Consider the following 17874-nt stretch of genomic DNA (forward strand, 5'->3'; position numbering starts at 1 on the left):
AGGCGGGAGGGGGCTAGGGGGTGGGCTGGCGCGACATCAGCGTGAATTTTCAACGGCTAAGCTGGAAGCTCGCTGCGCTCGCACCCACCCCTAACCCCTCCCGCCTGCGGGAGGGGAATGTCTTGGATTGGCCAAAACCGGCCTCACCCCAATTGCGGCGGTGTTTCGAACTTGTCGATCACCCATTCTTCCGCCTGGGCGCCGCCGATCCATTCCTGCATCCAGGGATGGTTGATGACCGCGCGCATATAAGCCTCCGCAAAGCGCGGCACGGGCAGTTGATAGGTGATGAAGCGCGTCACGACCGGCGCGAACATCACATCGACCGCACTGAAGTCTCCGAACAGGAATTCCCCCTCGCCGCCATGGCGGGCGCGGGCCTGCGCCCAGAGCTGCATGATGCGCGCTATGTCCTGAGTCACCGCTTCGGACGGCGGGACGGGGGCATAGATCTGGCGGATGTTCATGCTGTGCTCGCGGCGCAACGCGGCGAAGCTTGAATGCATTTCCGCCGCCATCGAACGGGCCATGGCCCGGGCGGCGGTATCGGCCGGCCAGAATCTGTCGCCGCCCGACTTTTCGTTCAGATATTCGACGATCGCCAGGCTGTCCCACACGACGATGTCATCGCCGTCCCACAATATGGGCACCTTGCCGGAAGAGGGCGCGAATTCGTCGCCTTCGCGCCGCTTCTCCCATGCCTCGTCATAAAGCGGCACGACCACTTCCTCGAAGGGAAGGCCGGACAGCTTGCACGCCAGCCAGCCGCGCAGCGACCAGCTCGAATAGGCCTTGTTGCCAATGAACAGCTTCATCATGCCCCTGTCTTTAGAGCCTGTTTGGAAATGCGCGAAAGAGCCAATTTCGATGCGGCGCCGGTTCTCTGCCCCTCCCACCCGCTCATATCAGGATGCCGCTGGGTGGCCGGGAGGCGAAAAAGGGCCGGCGACGCCATGCACCATGAAGGCGCATTGTCCAATGGTCTTTAGACGAGGCGGGCGCGGAAAGTCGAGGGGATCGCGCCATTCATGCATTCAACAGCATTTGTTTTGGCGACGATAAATTTCCAATCCAAAAGGGGGCTGGCTGGCATGGTTTTTCGGCCTTACACGTCGGTCGATTTCACGACGTAATGAGTTTGGGGCGGAATATGGATTGGTTGCACGCGATCGCGGGCCTTTTTGTCGGCCTGATGGTTGGCATGACCGGCGTGGGGGGCGGATCGCTGATGGCGCCGATCCTGATCCTGCTGTTCGGCGTCGCGCCCACCACGGCGGTCGGCACCGACCTGTGGTTCGCATCGATCACCAAGGCAGTCGGGGGCGCGGTGCACCACCATCAGGGCGGCGCGGAGGGCGGGCCGGACTATGATGTGGTAAAGCGCCTGATGATCGGCAGCATTCCCGCATCGCTGATCGTCCTGGCGATCCTGTCGCAGATGCATCTCGGGCAGATCAAGACCGGCGTGATCACGGGCGCGCTGGGCGTGGTGCTGATCGGCACGGCGGTCGCGACCCTGCTGCGCGGGCGGTTCCATCAATGGGCGCTGGCCCGCCGGGTCGGCACGGCCGACCGCTTTACCCGCTGGCAGCCGGCATTGACCGTGCTGGCGGGGGCGTTGCTGGGCGCGATGGTGACGCTGACTTCGGTCGGGGCAGGGGCGATCGGCGCGACGCTGCTGCTGGCGCTCTACCCGCTGCGCATGCGGATGCAGCGGCTGGTGGCGACCGACATCGTCCATGCCGTGCCGCTGACCCTGGTGGCCGGGCTTGGCCATTTGTGGATCGGCAACGTCAACCCGGTGCTGCTGGTCAACCTGCTGGCCGGATCGCTGCCGGGCATCGTGATCGGGTCTCTGCTGGCGACGCGCACGTCGGACCGCGTGCTTCAGCCCTTGCTGGCGGCGGTGCTGGTGGTGGTGGGATGGCGGTTGATCGCCTGACGGGAAATTGTCTGGAGGCCCGAGCCGGAATCGAACCGGCGTATACGGATTTGCAGTCCGCTGCGTCACCACTCCGCCATCGGGCCTCGGCATGGGTGGCCGCAAATGTGCGGCTTTTGATGCAAAGTCAAGCAGCGCTGTTATATTGGGGCGCAAGATTCTGGCGCCACGGCGCGCAAAGCCGCTTGGCGTGGCTTGTCCGCTGATTTAGAGGTCCGATTATATCTTTGCTGTATTGCTTTCCTAATACAGCTTTTCTAAAAGCTATCCCAGTCGAGGAATTGTCGTGACCGAGCAGAATTTTTCATCGATGCGGACCGCCATGGTCGAAAGCCAGCTTCGCACCAGCGATGTGGACGATCAGCGCGTGATCGCGGCGATGGCGCATGTGGCGCGCGAGGAATTCGTGCCGGCCGAGCGGCGGGCGATGGCCTATGTCGACCGGCCGGTCCCGCTGGCGAACGGGCGTGCGCTCAATCCGCCGCTGGTGACGGGCCGCCTGCTCAAGGAAGCGCAGATCCTCAAGGGCGACAAGGTGCTGCTGATCGGCGCGGCGACCGGTTACAGCGCGGCACTGCTCGCGGCGCTGGGCGCGCAGGTCACCGCCGTCGAGGAAGAGGGCGGGCCGCAGATCGCGGTCGACGGCATCACCCTTGTCCGTGGCCCCCTGAATGCCGGTTCCGCGGCCGGCGCGCCTTATGACGTGCTGTTTGTCGACGGCGCGGTGGAGGAAGTGCCCGCCGCGCTCGTTCAGCAGCTTGCCGATGGCGCGCGGGTGGTGACGGGTATCGTCGAGCGCGGCGTCACCCGTCTGTGCAGCGGCCGGGTGGTGTCGGGCGTGCTGGGTCTTTCCCGCCTCGCCGACATCGAAATGGTTGTGCTTCCGGGCTTCGCGGCGCCGGAAAGATTTGTGTTCTGAAAGGGCCTGTTGGGGGGACATGACGGCAAAAGTTCAGCTTCCGGGGCGCGCCGCCCTCATCCTGTTGCTGTCGATGTCCTCCACGCTGGCGGGCGCGGCCCATGCGGAGACGTTGCAGGGGGCGTTGGCCAAGGCCTACCGGTCCAACCCGACGTTGACGGGCGCGCGTGCCGGGCAGCGGGCGACCGACGAGAATGTGCCGCTGCAGAAGGCGGCGGGTCGGCCCTCTCTGGGAGCGACCGGAACCTATACGGAGAGCATTCTCAAGCCGACGATCAGCTTCACCTCGCCGCAGCGGACGGTGGATGCGAACGCGCAATTGACCGTGCCGGTCTATTCCGGCGGCGCCGTGCGTAACGGCGTGAAGGCGGCGAAGACCCGCGTTGCCGCGGGCCAGGCCGATCTGCGCGGGACCGAGGCGAGCGTCTTTTCGCAGGTGGTGGCCGCCTATATGGACGTGATCCGCGACAGTGCGGTGGTCGCGCTCAACCAGGCCAATGTGAAGGCGCTGGAGGTCAATCTCCAGGCGACCAGCGACCGCTTCGAAGTGGGTGACGTGACCCGGACGGATGTCGCGCAGTCCGAGTCGCGGCTGGCGCTCGCCCGCTCCAATCTCCAGACGGCGGAAGCGAATCTGATCGCCAGCCGGGAAAATTACATCGCGCTGGTGGGTGAGGCGCCGGGCGATCTTCAGCCGCCGCCCGAACTGCCCGGACTGCCCGCGACGCCCGACGCCGCAGTGCAGGTCGCGCTGAAGGACAATCCGGACATCCTGGCCGCGGCCAAGAGCCGGGAAGCGACGGCCTATGATGTGAGGGCGGCGAAGGCGGCGGTGTCGCCCACGCTCTCCGCCTTCACCCAGGCGGGCTACACCAATTATCTCGACTCGCTCAACGCCGTGAACAGCGCCAACGGATCGCAGATCAACAAGCAGGCGTCCGCGGGCGTGCAGATCAGTGTTCCGCTCTACCAGGGCGGGCGTCCGGCCGCGCAGGTGCGGCAGCGGCAGGCGCTCGAATCGCAGGCCATGGAGCAGGAGATCGAGGTCGAGCGCGGCGTCATCGCGCAGACGCGATCCGCCTATGCGAGCTGGCAGGCCTCGCTGGAGAGCATCCAGTCGAACCAGAAGGCGGTGGACGCGGCGAACCTGTCGCTGGAAGGGGTGAGGGCGGAGAATTCCGTGGGCAGCCGCACCATCCTGGACATCTTGAATGCCGAGCAGGAGGCGGTGAACGCCAAGGTTCAACTGGTGACGGCGCGGCGCAATGCCTATGTCGCCGGCTTCAGCCTGCTGGCGGCCATGGGCCATGCGGAGGCCGACGACCTGAACCTTGAAACCGGCACCCTCTATGATCCGATGGTCAATTATGAGCGGGTGAAGGGCAAGTGGTTCGATTGGGATTTCGACCCGGCACCGAAGGTCCAATCGACGCGGACCGTTGACTCCCCGGCGCAAAACGCCAATGTGGACCCCGGTTTGGCGCAGCCTTAACGCAATTTTAACCCCGAAGGCGTTCCTTTGGTGCTATGGCGTTAACGGGGACTGGAACAGGGGTTGACCATGGGCGACATGAGCAAGGAACCCTCGATGGAGGACATCCTGTCGTCCATCAAGCGGATCATCGCTGAAGAGGGCGAGGAAGCGGTGCAGACCCTGCCGCGCCGCGTGCGCGGCGAGGCCGCGCAGAAGGTCAGGCCCGTGCCGGTCGCGGAGGCGATGTCCGACCCTGCCAGCGACGAAGTGCTGGAACTGACCGACGAGGTTGCTGTGGAGGAACCCATGCCCGCCCACCGAACGTCCCGCACCCCCCGGCCCGTTGCCGAGCAGGAGGATGCGTCCATCCTGTCCGTCGAGAGCGAAGTGGCGGCCCGGCATTCGCTGTCCGCCTTGTCCTCCATGCTGGTAACGCCCAAGGAAGGCGAGGACAATACGCTGGACGGGCTGGTGCGTTCGATGCTGAAGCCGATGCTGAAGGAATGGCTGGACGCGCGGTTGCCGCAGATGGTCGAGGATATGGTGGCCAAGGAAATCGCCCGCATCACCGGCCGTTGAGCCGGCAGCGTGCGCTGATTCGCCTATTTGCGGCGAACGGTTGCCCGTCCTGGGCGCGGTGCGTGCCTTACGCATCATGATCCGACGATCTTTGTTCTTTTGTTACGCTCCGGTGGTTGATCCTTGCGCCATGGCGGGACGCTGCCTACACCCTTGTCCATAGCTGTCGACGCCGCCCGCACGAGAGCGGCGCGATCCGATCCAAGGGTGTTCATCCATGAAATATCTTCTGCAGGCGGGACTTGGCGCTCTGGCCCTGGCCCAATCGGCGTTGGCCGTCGCGCCGGCCTCTGCCCGGCCATTCACGCCCAGCGACATGGTCGGCCTCCGCCGCGTGTCGGCGCCGGCGGTTTCGCCGGACGGGCAATGGCTGGCCTATCAGTTGCGCGTGACCGATCTTGCGGGAAACAGGGGGCGGACGGACCTGTACCTGCTGGACCTGAGTCAGGCGGGCGCGGCGCCCCGCATGATCGCCTCCGTCGCGGATAAGAATGAAAGCGCGCCTGCCTTTTCGGCGGACGGGAAATCGCTCTATTATCTCTCCAACCAGAGCGGCGACGACCAGCTTTGGCGGGTTGCCCTGACCGGCGGCAAAAGCGAGCAGGTGACGCAGGCGCCCGGCGGGATTTCCGGTTTCCTGCTGAGTCCGGCGGGCGATCGGGTCGCGCTGTGGGCGGACCGGCCCGTAGGCGCGAAGACATTGGACGATGTGAAGGCGGCCCCGCCGCCCGGCGCGGGCACGGGCCGGGTCTATGACCAACTGTTCGTACGCCATTGGGACATGTGGGCGGACGGCCAGCGTTCCCGGATATTCGTGATGCCGCTTGGCGGCGGCAAGGCGGTGTCGGTCATGGGGGCGCTGGTCGGGGACAGCCCGTCCAAGCCCTTTGGCGGCGCCGAGGAGATTGCGTGGAGCGCGGACGGCAAGACCCTGTTCTTCGCGCTGCGAGAGGCCGGGCGGATCGAATCCCTTTCGACCAATCTCGACATTTTCGCGGTTCCCGCCGACGGCAGCGCGGCGCCCGTCAACCTGACCGACGGCAATGATGCGATGGACAGCATGCCCGCTGTCTCTCCGGACGGGAAATGGCTGGCCTATGCAGCGATGAAGCGGCCCGGTTATGAGAGCGACCGGCAGGTGCTGATGCTGCGCAGCATCGCGACCGGGGAGACGAGGGCGCTGACCGAGGCGTGGGACCGGTCGGTCGCGTCCATCGCCTGGGCGGCGGACGGGAAGGGCCTTCTGGTCACGGCGGACGATGTGCTGGATCATCCGGTGTTCAGGGTGGACGCTGCGTCGGGCAGGGTCGCGCGGCTGACCCGGACCGGGCATGTGGGCAGCGTCCTGCCCTTGCCCAAAGGCGGCTTCGTCTATTCGCTCGACAGCATCCAGGCGCCCGCCGATTTCTGGAAGATGCCCGGCGGCAAGGGCAGGGCCGTGCGGCTGACCAGCGTGAATGCGGACAAGCTGGCCGGGATCGACGACGTGTCGGTGCAGCGCTTCAGCTTCAGGGGCGCCGATGGCGACACCGTCTGGGGCCAGATCGTGAAGCCGAAAGAGGGGGCGGGCAAGCTGCCGGTGGCTCTGCTGGTCCATGGCGGGCCGCAGGGCAGTTTCAACGATAGCTGGTCCTATCGCTGGAATCCCAAGGCGTTCGCCGCCCATGGCTATGCGGCGGTGATCGTCGATTTCCACGGCTCGACCGGCTATGGGCAGGCCTTTACCGACAGCATCAACAGGGATTGGGGCGGGAAGCCGCTGGAGGACCTGAAGCTGGGTCTGGCCGCCGCCGCGACCAAGGATGCGCAGGTCGATGCGGGCAATGGCTGCGCGCTCGGCGCCAGCTATGGCGGCTATATGATGAACTGGATCGCAGGCAACTGGCCCGACGGGTTCAAATGCCTGGTTCAGCATGACGGCGTATTCGACGCCCGCGCCATGGCCTATGAGACGGAGGAGCTATGGTTCGACGAATGGGAACATGGCGGACCCTATTATGAAAATCCGCAGGAGTTCGAGAAATGGAACCCCGTCAACCATGTGACCCGGTGGAAGACGCCGATGCTGGTGGTGACGGGGGAGAAGGACTTCCGCATTCCCTATACGCAGGGGCTGGCGGCCTTCACCGCGTTGCAGCGGCGCGGCGTGCCTTCGAAGCTGCTGGTGTTTCCGGACGAGAATCACTGGGTGCTGAAGCCGCGCAACTCGCTGCAATGGTATGACGAGGCGCTGGGCTGGCTGGACCGGTGGACGAAGAAATAAGGTCGCCCCCGAGGCGGCGGAAAGTTGACGCCGCCGCCGCCTTGCGTAAAGGCCAGCCTATGACCGAACTGCCCAAGACCTTCGACCCCGCCGAAATCGAATCCCGCTGGTACGCCCATTGGGAGGAGAAGGGGCTGTTCCGCCCGGAACGGCCCGACGCAGAGCCCTTCACCATCGTCAACCCGCCGCCGAACGTGACGGGCAGCCTGCATATCGGCCATGCGCTCGACAACACGTTGCAGGACATCGCGATCCGCTACGAACGGTTGCGCGGCAAGGATGCGCTGTGGGTGGTGGGCACCGACCATGCCGGCATCGCGACGCAGATGGTGGTCGAGCGGCAGATGGAGGCGCGGCAGGACAAGCGCACCAACTACACGCGCGAGCAGTTCATCGAGAAGGTGTGGGAGTGGAAGGCGGAGAGCGGCGGCGCGATCACGCGCCAGCTTCGCCGCCTGGGATGCTCCATGGACTGGGCGAATGAGCGCTTCACCATGGATGAGGGTTTTTCCAAGGCCGTCATCAAGGTGTTCGTGGAACTGCACCGCCGTGGGCTGCTCTATCGCGACAAGAGGCTGGTGAACTGGGACCCGCGCTTCCGCTCGGCCATTTCCGATCTGGAGGTCGAGACGCAGGAGGTGAAGGGCGGCTTCTGGCATTTCCGCTATCCGCTGGCCGATGGCGTTCGCCTTGCCAATGGCGCGGACCATATCGTCGTGGCGACCACGCGGCCGGAAACGATGCTGGCCGACATGGCGGTCGCCGTTCATCCCGAAGACCCGCGCTACAGGGATGTGATCGGCAAGGACATCCTCCAGCCGATCACTGGCCGCCGCTTCAAGATCGTCGCTGACGAGCATGCCGATCCGGAACTGGGATCGGGTGCGGTCAAGATCACGCCCGGACATGATTTCAACGATTTCGAAGTGGGCAAGCGGGCGGGTTTCAGGCCGGCCGAAATGCTCAACATGTTCGATGCCGACGCCAATGTCGTCCAGACCGCCGACGGGCTGATCCCGGAACGGTTCCTGGGCCTGCACCGCTTCCGCAACGACGGCGTGGACGGGGCGCGGGAACTGGTGGTGGCGGAGATGAAGGCGCTTGGCCTGCTGGTTCCGCATGTCACCAGGAACAAGGAGGGTGAGGAGGTCGTCACCGACGCCGAGCCACGCACCATCCAGACGCCCTTTGGCGACCGGTCCGGCGTCGTGATCGAGCCCTGGCTGACCGACCAATGGTATGTCGATGCGCAGAAGCTCGCCGTCGCGCCGATGCAGGCGGTGCGCGACGGGCGGATCGAGATCGTGCCGAAGACTTGGGAAAAGACCTTCTTCAACTGGATGGAGAACATCCAGCCCTGGTGCGTGTCGCGCCAGCTCTGGTGGGGGCATCGGATTCCCGCCTGGTATGACGAGGACGGCAATCCCTATGTCGCGGAAAGCGAAGAGGAAGCGCAGGCTCTTGCCGGCAATAAAAGGCTGACCCGCGACCCCGATGTGCTGGACACCTGGTTCTCCTCCGCGCTTTGGCCCTTCGGCACGCTGGGATGGCCGGAAGAGACGGAGACGCTCAAGCGCCACTATCCCAACGACCTGCTGATCTCCGGCTTCGACATCCTGTTCTTCTGGGATGCGCGCATGGCGATGATGGGGATGGAGTTCATGGGTCCGGAGCGGAGCGATCCGCGAGAGAAGGTGCCGTGGCGCAAGCTCTACCTCCACGGACTGGTGCGCGCCGCGGACGGACAGAAAATGTCCAAGTCCAAGGGCAATGTGGTCGATCCGCTGGGTCTGATCGACCGGTTCGGCGCGGATGCGCTGCGCTTCTTCATGGCGGCGATGGAAAGCCAGGGCCGCGACGTGAAGATGGATGAGAAGCGCGTCGAGGGCTATCGCAACTTCGCGACCAAGCTGTGGAACGCGGCCCGTTTCCTGCAATCGAACGGCGTCACGGCCTCGACCAGCCATGAGGCGCCCCATGCGGAGGCGCCGGTCAATCGCTGGATCGTCGCGGAAACGGTGGCGACCGTGCAGGCGATCGACACCGCCATGGCCGAACTGCGCTTCGATGCTGCGGCCAACGCCATCTACCACTTCATATGGGACCAGTTTTGCGACTGGTATATCGAGCTGACCAAAGGCTCCATGGATGAAGAAACAAGGGCGGTGGCCGGCTGGGCGTTCGACCAGATATTGGTGATGCTGCATCCCTTCATGCCCTTCATTACCGAAGAGTTATGGAATCTGACCGGAACGCGGGAAGGCGAACTGATCGTCGCGCGCTGGCCGCAGGCGCTCTATGCCGTCGACGGCGAGGCGCAGGCGGAGATCGACTGGCTGATCCGCCTGATCGGCGCGATGCGGACGGCGCGCACCGAACTCAACGTGCCGCCGGGCGCGAAGCTGGGCGTCGTCGTGCATGATGCGTCGGAGGAAACCCGCCGCCGCATCGACCGCCAGGGGGCCGCATTGGCGCGCCTGGGCCGGGTGGAAAGCCTGTCCTTCGGCGACAGCGTCACGGGCGGCGCGGCGCAGATCGTGGTGGACGAGGCGACCTTCATCCTGCCGCTGGAGGGCGTGATCGACATCGCCGCCGAAAAGGCGCGGCTCGCCAAGGCGCTGGCGGCGGCGGAGAAGGAACGGGATTCGCTGTCCGCGCGTCTTTCCAATCCCAGCTTCGTTGAGAAGGCCAAGCCGGAGGCCGTCGCCAAGGCGCGGGAGGACCATGGCGAAAAGGCGGCCGAGGCGGAAAGATTGAAGGCGGCGCTGGAACGGCTCGCCTGAACGGCCGGCGCATCGGGCAGGGTGCGCCGGCAAAAGGACCGGAAGGGGCGCGCCGGAAGGATGCGGCGTCCCTACGGTCCCCATCCGCAAGGGGGCAGGAGGGATCATGGTTGCAGGGGAACATCGGGCCAGGGACCTGACGCAGGGACCGATCGCATCGGCCCTGCTGCTGTTCGCCGTCCCGACACTGGCGTCCAACATCCTCCAGTCGCTGAATGGATCGATCAACGCCATCTGGGTCGGCCGTTTCCTGGGCGCGCAGGCGCTGGCGGCGACCGCCAACGCCAACATCACCATGTTCCTGATGTTCTCCATCGTCTTCGGCTTCGGCATGGCGTCGACGGTGATGATCGCGCAGGCGGTGGGACGGGGCGATCTGGACGCGGCGCGCCGCGCCTTCGGTTCTGCCGTCGGCTTCTGCACCCTGCTGGGCCTGGTCGTTGCGACCGCCGGATGGATCGGCGCGCCCGCTTTGCTGCGGCTGCTGGCGACCCCGGCGGAGGCGTTCGACCTGGCGCTCGTCTATTTGCGGGTGATCTTCGTTGCCATGCCCGCCTCCCTGCTGAGCGTCATGATGATGATGGGCCTGCGCGGTACGGGGGATGCGCGAACGCCGCTGATCTTCATGTTCGTGAGCGTGGGCGTCGACCTTGTGCTCAACCCGGTGCTGATCCTGGGATTGGGGCCGATCCCGGCCATGGGCATAGGCGGGTCGGCCGCGGCAACGGCGGCGGCGGGCGTGGTCAGCCTGATCGGCCTTGTCCTCTACACCTATGCGAAGGATCTGCCGTTGCGCCTACGCGGGCGGGAACTGGCTTATCTCCGCCCCGCGCCGGACCAGATGCGCGTCCTGTTCGGCAAGGGGCTGCCGATGGGATTGCAGATGATCGTCATGTCCGCATCCGGGCTGGTGATGATCGGCCTCGTCAACCGGGAGGGTTTTCTGGTCACCGCGGCCTATGGCGCGGCGCAGCAGATCTGGACCTATCTCCAGATGCCGGCCATGGCGATGGGCGCGGCGGTCAGCGCCATGGCGGCGCAGAATATCGGCGCCGGGCGATGGGACCGGATCAGCCGGATCACCGGCTATGGCATGGGTTATCTGCTGCTGATCACCGGCACGATGGTGGCGGTGATCCTGCTGTTCCACGCGCCGCTGCTGGCCTTGTTCCTGGGACGGAACGATGCCGCCATCGCCGCCGCCTGGCACATGCAGCTTCTGGCGAGCTGGAGCTTCGTGCTGTTCGGCGGCACGATGATCCTGTTCGGCGTGATGCGGGCCAATGGCGTGGTGGTGCGGCCGCTGCTGATCCTGATCTTCACCCTCTTCGCGGTGCGGCTGGGCTTCTACCATCTGGGCTATCCGCATCTGGGGGCGGACGCGCTGTGGCTGAGCTTTCCCGTCGGTTCGGCGTCGTCCTTCCTGCTGGCGGGGCTGGTTTACCTGCAGGGCGGCTGGCGCAAGGCGAAGCTGCTCGTCCCAGTGGACGAGGAGGAGTGCCGCGAAAGCATCAATGCGGAGAGCGAGCCCGCCGGACGGATCGTCCCGGCGGGATAATCGCTTACCGGCCCTGGCTGCGCCAGCGCGTGATGGTGCGGTCGAGGATGTCCGCTTCGCCGCCGGACTGGCGCCAGAGTTCCGTGAAGCTCGGATCGCCCGAGGCGGGACGCCGCTCCTCCTCCAGATTGTCGAGCGCGACGCGGATCGGCACGGCGACGCCTTCGCCGCAGATGATCGCCTCCCGGTTGCGCAGGGCGGGGATGGAATCGAGGAACCCGCGCGCGCCTTCGGGCATGGCGGCCTTCACGAAGGCCTGGTCGCGGTCGTTGTTGAGGCGCATCGAGATGATCGTGCCGCATTGCGACAGCACGCCTTCGGCCAGATCGGACGGGCGTTGGGTGATGAGGCCCAGCGACACGCCATATTTGCGGCCTTCCTTGGCGATCCGTTCCAGGATGCGGCGAACGGCCTGACCGCCGCCGGTCGTGCTGCTGGGGATGTAGCGATGCGCTTCCTCGCAGACGAGCAGGATCGGGCGCTGCGGCTCGTCCCGCGCCCAGAGGGCATAGTCGAACACCAGCCGCGACAGCACCGACACCACGACGGACGTGATGTCGGACGGCATGGACGACACGTCGATGATCGAGATCGGCTTGCCGCCGGAGGGCAGGCGGAAGATCTTGGCGAGGAATTCCTGCATCGAATCCGCGACCAGCATGCCGGAGAACATGAAGCTGTAGCGCGGATCGCTCTTGATCTCGTCGATCTTGGTCTTGAGCCGCATATAGGGCAGCGATCCGGTGCCCTTGTCCAGCTTCCCCATCTCGTTCTGAAGGATGTTGGTGAGGTCGGACAGCAGATAGGGGACGGGCGAATCGACGGTCAGCCGGCCGATGCTCTCCGCCAGCCGGTTCTTGGACCGCGCGGCCAGCAGGCATTTGGCGAGGATGTCGCAGTCCACCGTCCGCTCCGACCCTTCGGAGGTGACGAACACCTCGCAATGCTCCTCGAAATTCATCAGCCAATAGGGGAGGGCGAGGTTGTTGACGTCATAGACGGCGCCATTCTGCTGGAAGGCGGCGCCATATTCGCCATGGGGATCGATCATCACGATATGCCCCTGCGGCGACAGGTCGCAGATGCGGTGCAGGATGAGAGCGGCGCTGGTCGACTTGCCGGTGCCGGTCGAACCCAGCAGCGCGAAATGCTTGCCCAGCATCGAATCGACATAAAGCGCGGCGCGGGTGTCGGACGTGGGATAGACGGTGCCGATCTGCACATGGGGGCGGTCGTCGGCCGAATAGATCTGCTGCATGTCCGCGCTCGATACCGGATAGACCTCCGTCCCCGGTGTCGGGTAACGGGTCACGCCCCGGCGGAAGCGGTAGATGCGCCCCGTCAGCTTTTCCTCATCGCCTTCGCCCAGAAAGTCGATGTCGACGATGATGCTGTTGCTGTCCTGCCGGTCCATGGTCATGGCGCGGACGCTGGCGATCAGCCAGACTTGGCCGACGCGCATCTTCACCTGGCTGCCGACCTGCCCCGCCATGGCAAGCGAAGGATCGGGATCATGCGACAGCGCGGCAATGCGCGAGGCGTCGATGATCAATTGCGAACTGGACCCGGAAATCTGGAAAACCATTCCCATGGCATCGACCGGAGCCTGAAAGACATGCGGCTGCGCGCCGGCGAAATGGTCTGCACCGTGCATCTGGGTCATGAACCTGTTTTCCTTCGACCGGACGGGATTCCGGCACGTCGGATCGATTTAACCGGCGACTGGTAAAGAATCTGCTTATCGCTCACCCATGTTAATGGTGCGGCCACGCCCGGCGCCGCGATGGTCAGAGGAAATGCGTGTCAGGCTTGGCTGTTGAAACATTGGCCGAAAATCGGGAAAATCCTGTGTCGCGGGTGCTGACGACGGATGCGGCGCGGCGCTCCGACGCGATCTCCATCGCGCGGGTGATCTGCATTCTGGGCGTGGTCTATGTCCATGCGTGGACGGGCCTGAACGGCCATGATCTGGAAAGCCTGAGGGGCACGTCGCAGGACAGTTTGCGCTGGGGCCTGATGGAGGTTTTCGGGCGCAGCGCCGTGCCGTTGCTGGGCCTGATTTCCGGCTGGCTGGTCGAGGGGTCGTCGCGGACCCACGACTGGTTGCGCCATGTCGGGCGGAAGGCGCGGACGATCCTGTTGCCGATGATCCTGTGGAATGCGCTGGCGATCCTGTTCGTTTCGGGTGCGGCCTGGATGCTGGGCCTGTCCGCGCCCGTGCCCTCGTCCACCGGCTGGATGTTCGAGGAGCTATTCATCGTCAGCCGCAATCCGGACATCAACGTGCAGATGCCGTTCCTGCGCGACCTGTTCCTGTGCATGCTCGCCGCGCCCCTGTTCGTCCGCCTGCCGGGCTGGGCGCTGGGAGCGGTCGCCGCGATGGCGGCGCTGTGCCAGATCATGGGCTGGGGGCCGCCGGTGCTGATGCGCGCATCGATCCTGTTCTTCTTCATCATGGGCATCGTCGCCCGGCGCGAGGGGCTGGCCGATCGCGTGGCGGCGCTGCCCTGGATGGTCGCGGCGCCGCCCTTTGCGCTGCTGATGACCGCGCAGCTCTATATTTCCCTGCATCCGGGCGCCTTGCCGCCGGGCGTCGGCACGGCGGTGCTGGACATGGCGGTGCGGGTCGCGGCGGCGTTGTTCTTCTGGCGGCTGGCCTGGTCGTTGGCGGCCAGCGCGGCGCGGGGCATGTTGTTGCGGATCGAGCCTTTCGCCTTCTTCCTCTTCTGCTCCCACCTCATCCTGATCTGGCTGGGCGGCCCGGTGCTGGGGGTCGTGTTCGGCAAGCTGGGCTCACCCTTCTATCCCGCCTATCTGCTGGTGCAGCCGCTGCTGGTGCTGGTCGCCGTGGTGTTGCTGGGATCGCTGCTCAGCCGCGCCGCGCCGGGGCTTGCGAAGCTATTGAGCGGGGGCCGCCTGATGGCTGTCTGACGCCATTCGGCCGGCCACCGCCTGGCCTGCCGCCATGGCGATTTCCAGACTGCGCTTGCGCGCCTCGAAATCGTGGATCTGGCCGCCGATGATGATCTCGTCCACCTGCGTGCGGCGGATGAAGGCGGCCAGGTCGCGCTCAACATCGGCCTGGGTGCCGATGCTCGACGCGCTCAGCACATCGGCCAGCATCGCCTGCGCCTGCGGCGGCAGGCTTTCATAATAGCCGGGCACGGGCGGTTGCAGCTTGCCCGGCTGCCCGGTGCGCAGCCGCACGAAGGCCTGCTGCATGGAGGTGGCGATGAGCCGCGCCTCCTCCACCGTGTCGGCGGCGAAGACATTGTAGCCCGCCATCACATAGGGATATGCGAGCTGCGCCGACGGACGGAAATCACGGCGGTAGATGGCGATGGCCTCATCCAGCGCGCCCGGCGCGAAATGGGAGGCGAAGGCATAGGGAAGGCCCAGTGCGGCGGCCAGTTGCGCGCCATAGAGGCTGGAGCCGAGGATCCAGAGCGGCACATCCTCGCCCGCGCCGGGGGTCGCCTGGAAGCCGAGGCGGCTGTCGCCCGCGAAATAGGCCTGCAACTCCATCACGTCGCGAGGGAATTCGTCCGGGCCGCCCGTCAGCGTCCGCCGCATCGCCTGCGCCACGCGCTGGTCGGAGCCGGGAGCGCGGCCAAGACCCAGGTCGACGCGGCCGGGAAAGAGCGCCGCGAGCGTGCCGAACTGCTCCGCGATCAGCAGCGGCGCATGATTGGGCAACATGATGCCGCCCGCGCCGATGCGGATGCGGCTGGTGGCCTGTCCGATATGCGCCAGGACCACGGCGGTCGCCGCCGAGGCGATCCCGGGCATGCCATGATGTTCCGCCACCCAATAGCGGTGGAAGCCAAGGCTTTCGGCATGGGCGGCAAAGGCGGCGGCGCGGCCAAGCGCCTCACTGGCGCTACTGCCTTCGTTGACGGGGACAAGGTCCAGAACGGAGAAACGGGTCATGACCCGCATATGGGGGGATGACCGGTTTTATTTCAATACTAATTCGGAGGTATAGGAAGCGGACGTCTTCGGAGAGATTTGCGTGCTCCTGCCTGCGCGGGAGCGGCGCGCTTTATGCCCACAAATCCCTGGCGCGCATTTAACTGGCGGCGCGGCCGAATCCCTGAACCGGATTGTCGACGCGGCGGCCGAAGCCCTGCGGCCTGCGGGCGACCAGCGGATTGGCGTCGCGGTCGAGCAGGGCCATCGTCTCGGTGAAGCAGGGGCGAAGCGCGACCACGTCCTCGATCAGTTCGTCCGGCCCTTCCCGGCTTTCGACGCAGCGGCGGGCGACCATCTCGATCTTCTCGGCCATGCCGCTCAGCCGATAGGCGCCGAACTGGGCCGACTCGCCCTTCAGCGTGTGGGCCGGGGTGACCAGCGCAGCGGCGTTGCGGGCGCGGAAGGCTTCCTCGATCGCGCTGATCGCCTTTGCGCCGTCCTCGCGGAAATAGCCCAGAATCCGGAGGAAGGCAGTGCCCAGCTCCGAACGGGACTTGGCAAAATCGGTCCAGTTGACCAGTTCGGCCTCTTGATATGACACCCTGACACTCCCTGTTCTGCCGGGGGAATATAGAAGAGGAGCGTAAATAGGGGGTTAAGTTGCGGCGCGAGGGGAGAAGGCGCCATATCACCCCATCGTCATGCTGAACTTGGTTCAGCATCCATTTCTCCTCCAGGTCCAGTTCAAGAGGCACGATGGATGCTGAAACAAGTTCAGCATGACGGTGGGAGGAGGATCGTTAGAGCGATCGAGCGAGAGCAAAGAGATGCGGCCTCTCGGCAATGAAGGTCCAACCCTGCTGCCGGGCCAAGGCCTCCAGTTCCACTGGCGCAATCGGATCATCCGCCTCGATCGTCACCGCATCGGCGGACCGCATCGCCCGCGCCACGCGCAGCGCGGGCCAGGGGCATTTCATCCCCCTGGCGTCGATATGAACCGCTTCACTTGCTGGCATAGGGGTTTTTGGCGCTGCGCAGCGTCAACCGCACCGGCACCGCGCCGAAGCCCAATTCCTTGCGGATGCCGTTCACCAGATAGCGGCGATAGCTTTCCGGCAGCTCGTCCAGCCGCGTGCCGAACAGCACGAAGGTCGGCGGGCGGGTCTTGTTCTGGGTGATGTAGCGCAGCTTGATCCGCTTGCCGCCGGGGGCGGGGGGCGGATTGGCCTCCAGCGCGCGTTCGAACCAGCGGTTGAGGATGCCGGTCGACACGCGCTGCGACCAGGCGGTGCGGGTTTCGAAGGCGACGCGGATGAGGTCGTCCAGCCCCTTCCCGGTGGCGGCGGAGACGGTCATGATCGGCACGCCGCGTATCTGCGCGAGGCCGTCGGACAGCGCCTGCTTGATGCCCTGATAGAGCGCCGAGCCATGCTCCACCGTGTCCCATTTGTTGAGCGCGACGACGAGGGCGCGGCCTTCCTCGATCACCTTGTCCGCGATGCGCAGGTCCTGCGCCTCCAGCCCGCGGGTGGAATCGAGCAGCAGCACGACGACTTCGGCAAAGTTCACAGCGTTCAGGCCGTCCGAAACCGCCAGCTTTTCCAGCTTGTCCTGCACCTTCGCGCGCTTGCGCATGCCTGCCGTGTCGATCAGGCGGACGGGGCGTTCTTCGCCGTCGGGGCTGGTCCAGCTCCAGTCGACGGCGATGGAGTCGCGGGTGATGCCCGCTTCGGGGCCGGTCAGCAGGCGGTTTTCGCCCAGCAGCCGGTTGATGAGGGTCGACTTGCCTGCATTGGGGCGGCCGACGATGGCGAGCTTCAGCGGCGCGGATTCGAGGTCGGCCTCTTCGGGTTCGGCCTCCTCTTCCTCCTCCTCACGGTCGATATAGGGGAGCAGCGCCTGGAACAGGTCGGCCAGGCCCTGGCCATGTTCGGCGGAGAAGGGGACGGGGTCGCCCAGGCCCAGGCTGAACGCCTCCATCACGCCATCGTCGCCGGCCCTGCCCTCGGCCTTGTTGGCCATCAGCACGACCGGGGCGTCGCCCTCGCGCAGCCAGCGGGCGATTTCCTCGTCCAGCGGGGTGATGCCCGCGCGAGCGTCCACGACGAACAGCGCGACATCGGCATTTTCGACCGCCGCCTGCGTCTGCATGCGCATGCGGCCGGGCAGGGTCTGCGGGTCCTCATCCTCATAACCGGCGGTGTCGATGATGGTGAAATCGACGCCGAGCAGATTCGCCTGCCCCTCCCGCCGGTCGCGGGTCACGCCGGGCTGGTCGTCGACCAGCGCCAGCTTCTTGCCGACGAGCCGGTTGAAAAGGGTGGACTTGCCCACATTGGGGCGTCCGACAATGGCAACGGTGGGCAGCATGAGAGGCCCGTATCCTTTAAAAAATGGGTGCTCCTGCGAAGGCAGGAGCCCAGTTCCACCATTTGGACTGGGCT

The 17874-nt window shown here is 65.6% G+C and carries 14 protein-coding genes and 1 tRNA gene; 8 read left to right on the plus strand and 7 right to left on the minus strand.

The window, feature by feature from the left end; translation table 11 throughout:
- Positions 1-143: 143 nt before the first annotated feature.
- A complete protein-coding gene (locus A8G00_RS11520; protein ID WP_025549127.1) occupies positions 144-818 on the minus strand; it encodes a glutathione S-transferase family protein in 675 nt (224 codons plus the stop codon).
- Between the two features lie 332 nt (positions 819-1150).
- Between A8G00_RS11520 and A8G00_RS11525 the strand changes: the two genes are divergently transcribed.
- A complete protein-coding gene (locus tag A8G00_RS11525; protein ID WP_044661728.1) occupies positions 1151-1942 on the plus strand; it encodes a sulfite exporter TauE/SafE family protein in 792 nt (263 codons plus the stop codon).
- Positions 1943-1954: 12 nt separating this feature from the next.
- Here A8G00_RS11525 and A8G00_RS11530 read toward each other — a convergent pair.
- Positions 1955-2028: transfer RNA gene (locus A8G00_RS11530), tRNA-Cys, on the minus strand.
- Positions 2029-2228: 200 nt separating this feature from the next.
- Between A8G00_RS11530 and A8G00_RS11535 the strand changes: the two genes are divergently transcribed.
- The 6 genes from A8G00_RS11535 to A8G00_RS11560 all read left to right on the plus strand — a co-directional run bounded on the left by A8G00_RS11535 (position 2229) and on the right by A8G00_RS11560 (position 11518).
- Entirely contained in the window at positions 2229-2861 is a 633-nt protein-coding gene (locus A8G00_RS11535) for a protein-L-isoaspartate O-methyltransferase (protein ID WP_044661744.1), read from the plus strand.
- Between the two features lie 19 nt (positions 2862-2880).
- Complete coding sequence (locus A8G00_RS11540; protein WP_044661745.1) at positions 2881-4353, plus strand: TolC family outer membrane protein; 1473 nt, start codon at positions 2881-2883, stop codon at positions 4351-4353.
- 69 nt (positions 4354-4422) lie between these two features.
- Positions 4423-4914, plus strand: a complete 492-nt coding sequence (locus A8G00_RS11545) for a DUF2497 domain-containing protein (protein ID WP_103000739.1) — start codon at positions 4423-4425, stop codon at positions 4912-4914.
- A 217-nt stretch (positions 4915-5131) separates the two neighbouring features.
- Positions 5132-7177 (plus strand): S9 family peptidase, encoded by a 2046-nt coding sequence (locus tag A8G00_RS11550; protein WP_103000740.1) that lies wholly within the window; start codon positions 5132-5134, stop codon positions 7175-7177.
- A gap of 59 nt (positions 7178-7236) precedes the next feature.
- The gene (locus A8G00_RS11555) at positions 7237-9960 is read left to right on the plus strand and encodes a valine--tRNA ligase (protein WP_103000741.1); all 2724 of its coding nucleotides are present in this window, start codon (positions 7237-7239) and stop codon (positions 9958-9960) included.
- Between the two features lie 106 nt (positions 9961-10066).
- Complete coding sequence (locus tag A8G00_RS11560; RefSeq protein ID WP_103000742.1) at positions 10067-11518, plus strand: MATE family efflux transporter; 1452 nt, start codon at positions 10067-10069, stop codon at positions 11516-11518.
- 4 nt (positions 11519-11522) lie between these two features.
- Here the strand turns inward: A8G00_RS11560 and A8G00_RS11565 are convergent, their stop codons facing one another.
- Positions 11523-13181, minus strand: coding sequence for an ATP-binding protein (locus A8G00_RS11565; protein ID WP_048577965.1), 1659 nt, complete (start codon positions 13179-13181; stop codon positions 11523-11525).
- A 146-nt stretch (positions 13182-13327) separates the two neighbouring features.
- On the opposite strand from A8G00_RS11565, the gene A8G00_RS11570 reads away from it, so the two are divergent.
- On the plus strand, positions 13328-14449 hold the full coding sequence (locus tag A8G00_RS11570; RefSeq protein WP_044661750.1) for an acyltransferase: 1122 nt from the start codon (positions 13328-13330) through the stop codon (positions 14447-14449).
- On the opposite strand, the gene A8G00_RS11575 is transcribed toward A8G00_RS11570, so the two are convergent.
- From A8G00_RS11575 to der, 4 genes are all read right to left on the minus strand, one after another.
- Positions 14417-15448, minus strand: coding sequence for an LLM class flavin-dependent oxidoreductase (locus A8G00_RS11575; protein ID WP_048577969.1), 1032 nt, complete (start codon positions 15446-15448; stop codon positions 14417-14419). The two genes, A8G00_RS11570 and A8G00_RS11575, sit on opposite strands and share 33 nt — an antisense overlap.
- A 139-nt stretch (positions 15449-15587) precedes the next feature.
- Positions 15588-16031 carry an Hpt domain-containing protein gene (locus A8G00_RS11580; protein WP_025549905.1) on the minus strand — a complete coding sequence of 148 codons (444 nt, stop codon included), beginning with the start codon at positions 16029-16031 and terminating at the stop codon, positions 15588-15590.
- Between the two features lie 199 nt (positions 16032-16230).
- Positions 16231-16446: a sulfurtransferase TusA family protein gene (locus tag A8G00_RS11585; protein ID WP_025549906.1), complete on the minus strand. Its 216-nt coding sequence runs from the start codon at positions 16444-16446 to the stop codon at positions 16231-16233.
- The gene (gene der / locus A8G00_RS11590; protein WP_044661752.1) at positions 16433-17800 is read right to left on the minus strand and encodes a ribosome biogenesis GTPase Der; all 1368 of its coding nucleotides are present in this window, start codon (positions 17798-17800) and stop codon (positions 16433-16435) included. Before der ends, A8G00_RS11585 begins: the two co-directional genes overlap by 14 nt.
- Positions 17801-17874: the final 74 nt, after the last annotated feature.

This window comes from Sphingobium sp. SA916 (assembly GCF_002894065.1).
Lineage (GTDB): Bacteria > Pseudomonadota > Alphaproteobacteria > Sphingomonadales > Sphingomonadaceae > Sphingobium > Sphingobium fuliginis.

What these genes read in the sequence shown, in the direction of transcription:
- A8G00_RS11550 (WP_103000740.1), top strand. Translation starts at nt 5,132, where the DNA reads ATGAAATATCTTCTGCAGGCGGGACTTGGCGCTCTGGCCCTGGCCCAA.
- A8G00_RS11540 (WP_044661745.1), top strand. Translation starts at nt 2,881, where the DNA reads ATGACGGCAAAAGTTCAGCTTCCGGGGCGCGCCGCCCTCATCCTGTTG.
- A8G00_RS11560 (WP_103000742.1), top strand. Translation starts at nt 10,067, where the DNA reads ATGGTTGCAGGGGAACATCGGGCCAGGGACCTGACGCAGGGACCGATC.
- der (WP_044661752.1), bottom strand. Translation starts at nt 17,800, where the DNA reads ATGCTGCCCACCGTTGCCATTGTCGGACGCCCCAATGTGGGCAAGTCC.
- A8G00_RS11555 (WP_103000741.1), top strand. Translation starts at nt 7,237, where the DNA reads ATGACCGAACTGCCCAAGACCTTCGACCCCGCCGAAATCGAATCCCGC.
- A8G00_RS11525 (WP_044661728.1), top strand. Translation starts at nt 1,151, where the DNA reads ATGGATTGGTTGCACGCGATCGCGGGCCTTTTTGTCGGCCTGATGGTT.
- A8G00_RS11520 (WP_025549127.1), bottom strand. Translation starts at nt 818, where the DNA reads ATGATGAAGCTGTTCATTGGCAACAAGGCCTATTCGAGCTGGTCGCTG.
- A8G00_RS11585 (WP_025549906.1), bottom strand. Translation starts at nt 16,446, where the DNA reads ATGCCAGCAAGTGAAGCGGTTCATATCGACGCCAGGGGGATGAAATGC.
- A8G00_RS11545 (WP_103000739.1), top strand. Translation starts at nt 4,423, where the DNA reads ATGGGCGACATGAGCAAGGAACCCTCGATGGAGGACATCCTGTCGTCC.
- A8G00_RS11575 (WP_048577969.1), bottom strand. Translation starts at nt 15,448, where the DNA reads ATGACCCGTTTCTCCGTTCTGGACCTTGTCCCCGTCAACGAAGGCAGT.
- A8G00_RS11565 (WP_048577965.1), bottom strand. Translation starts at nt 13,181, where the DNA reads ATGACCCAGATGCACGGTGCAGACCATTTCGCCGGCGCGCAGCCGCAT.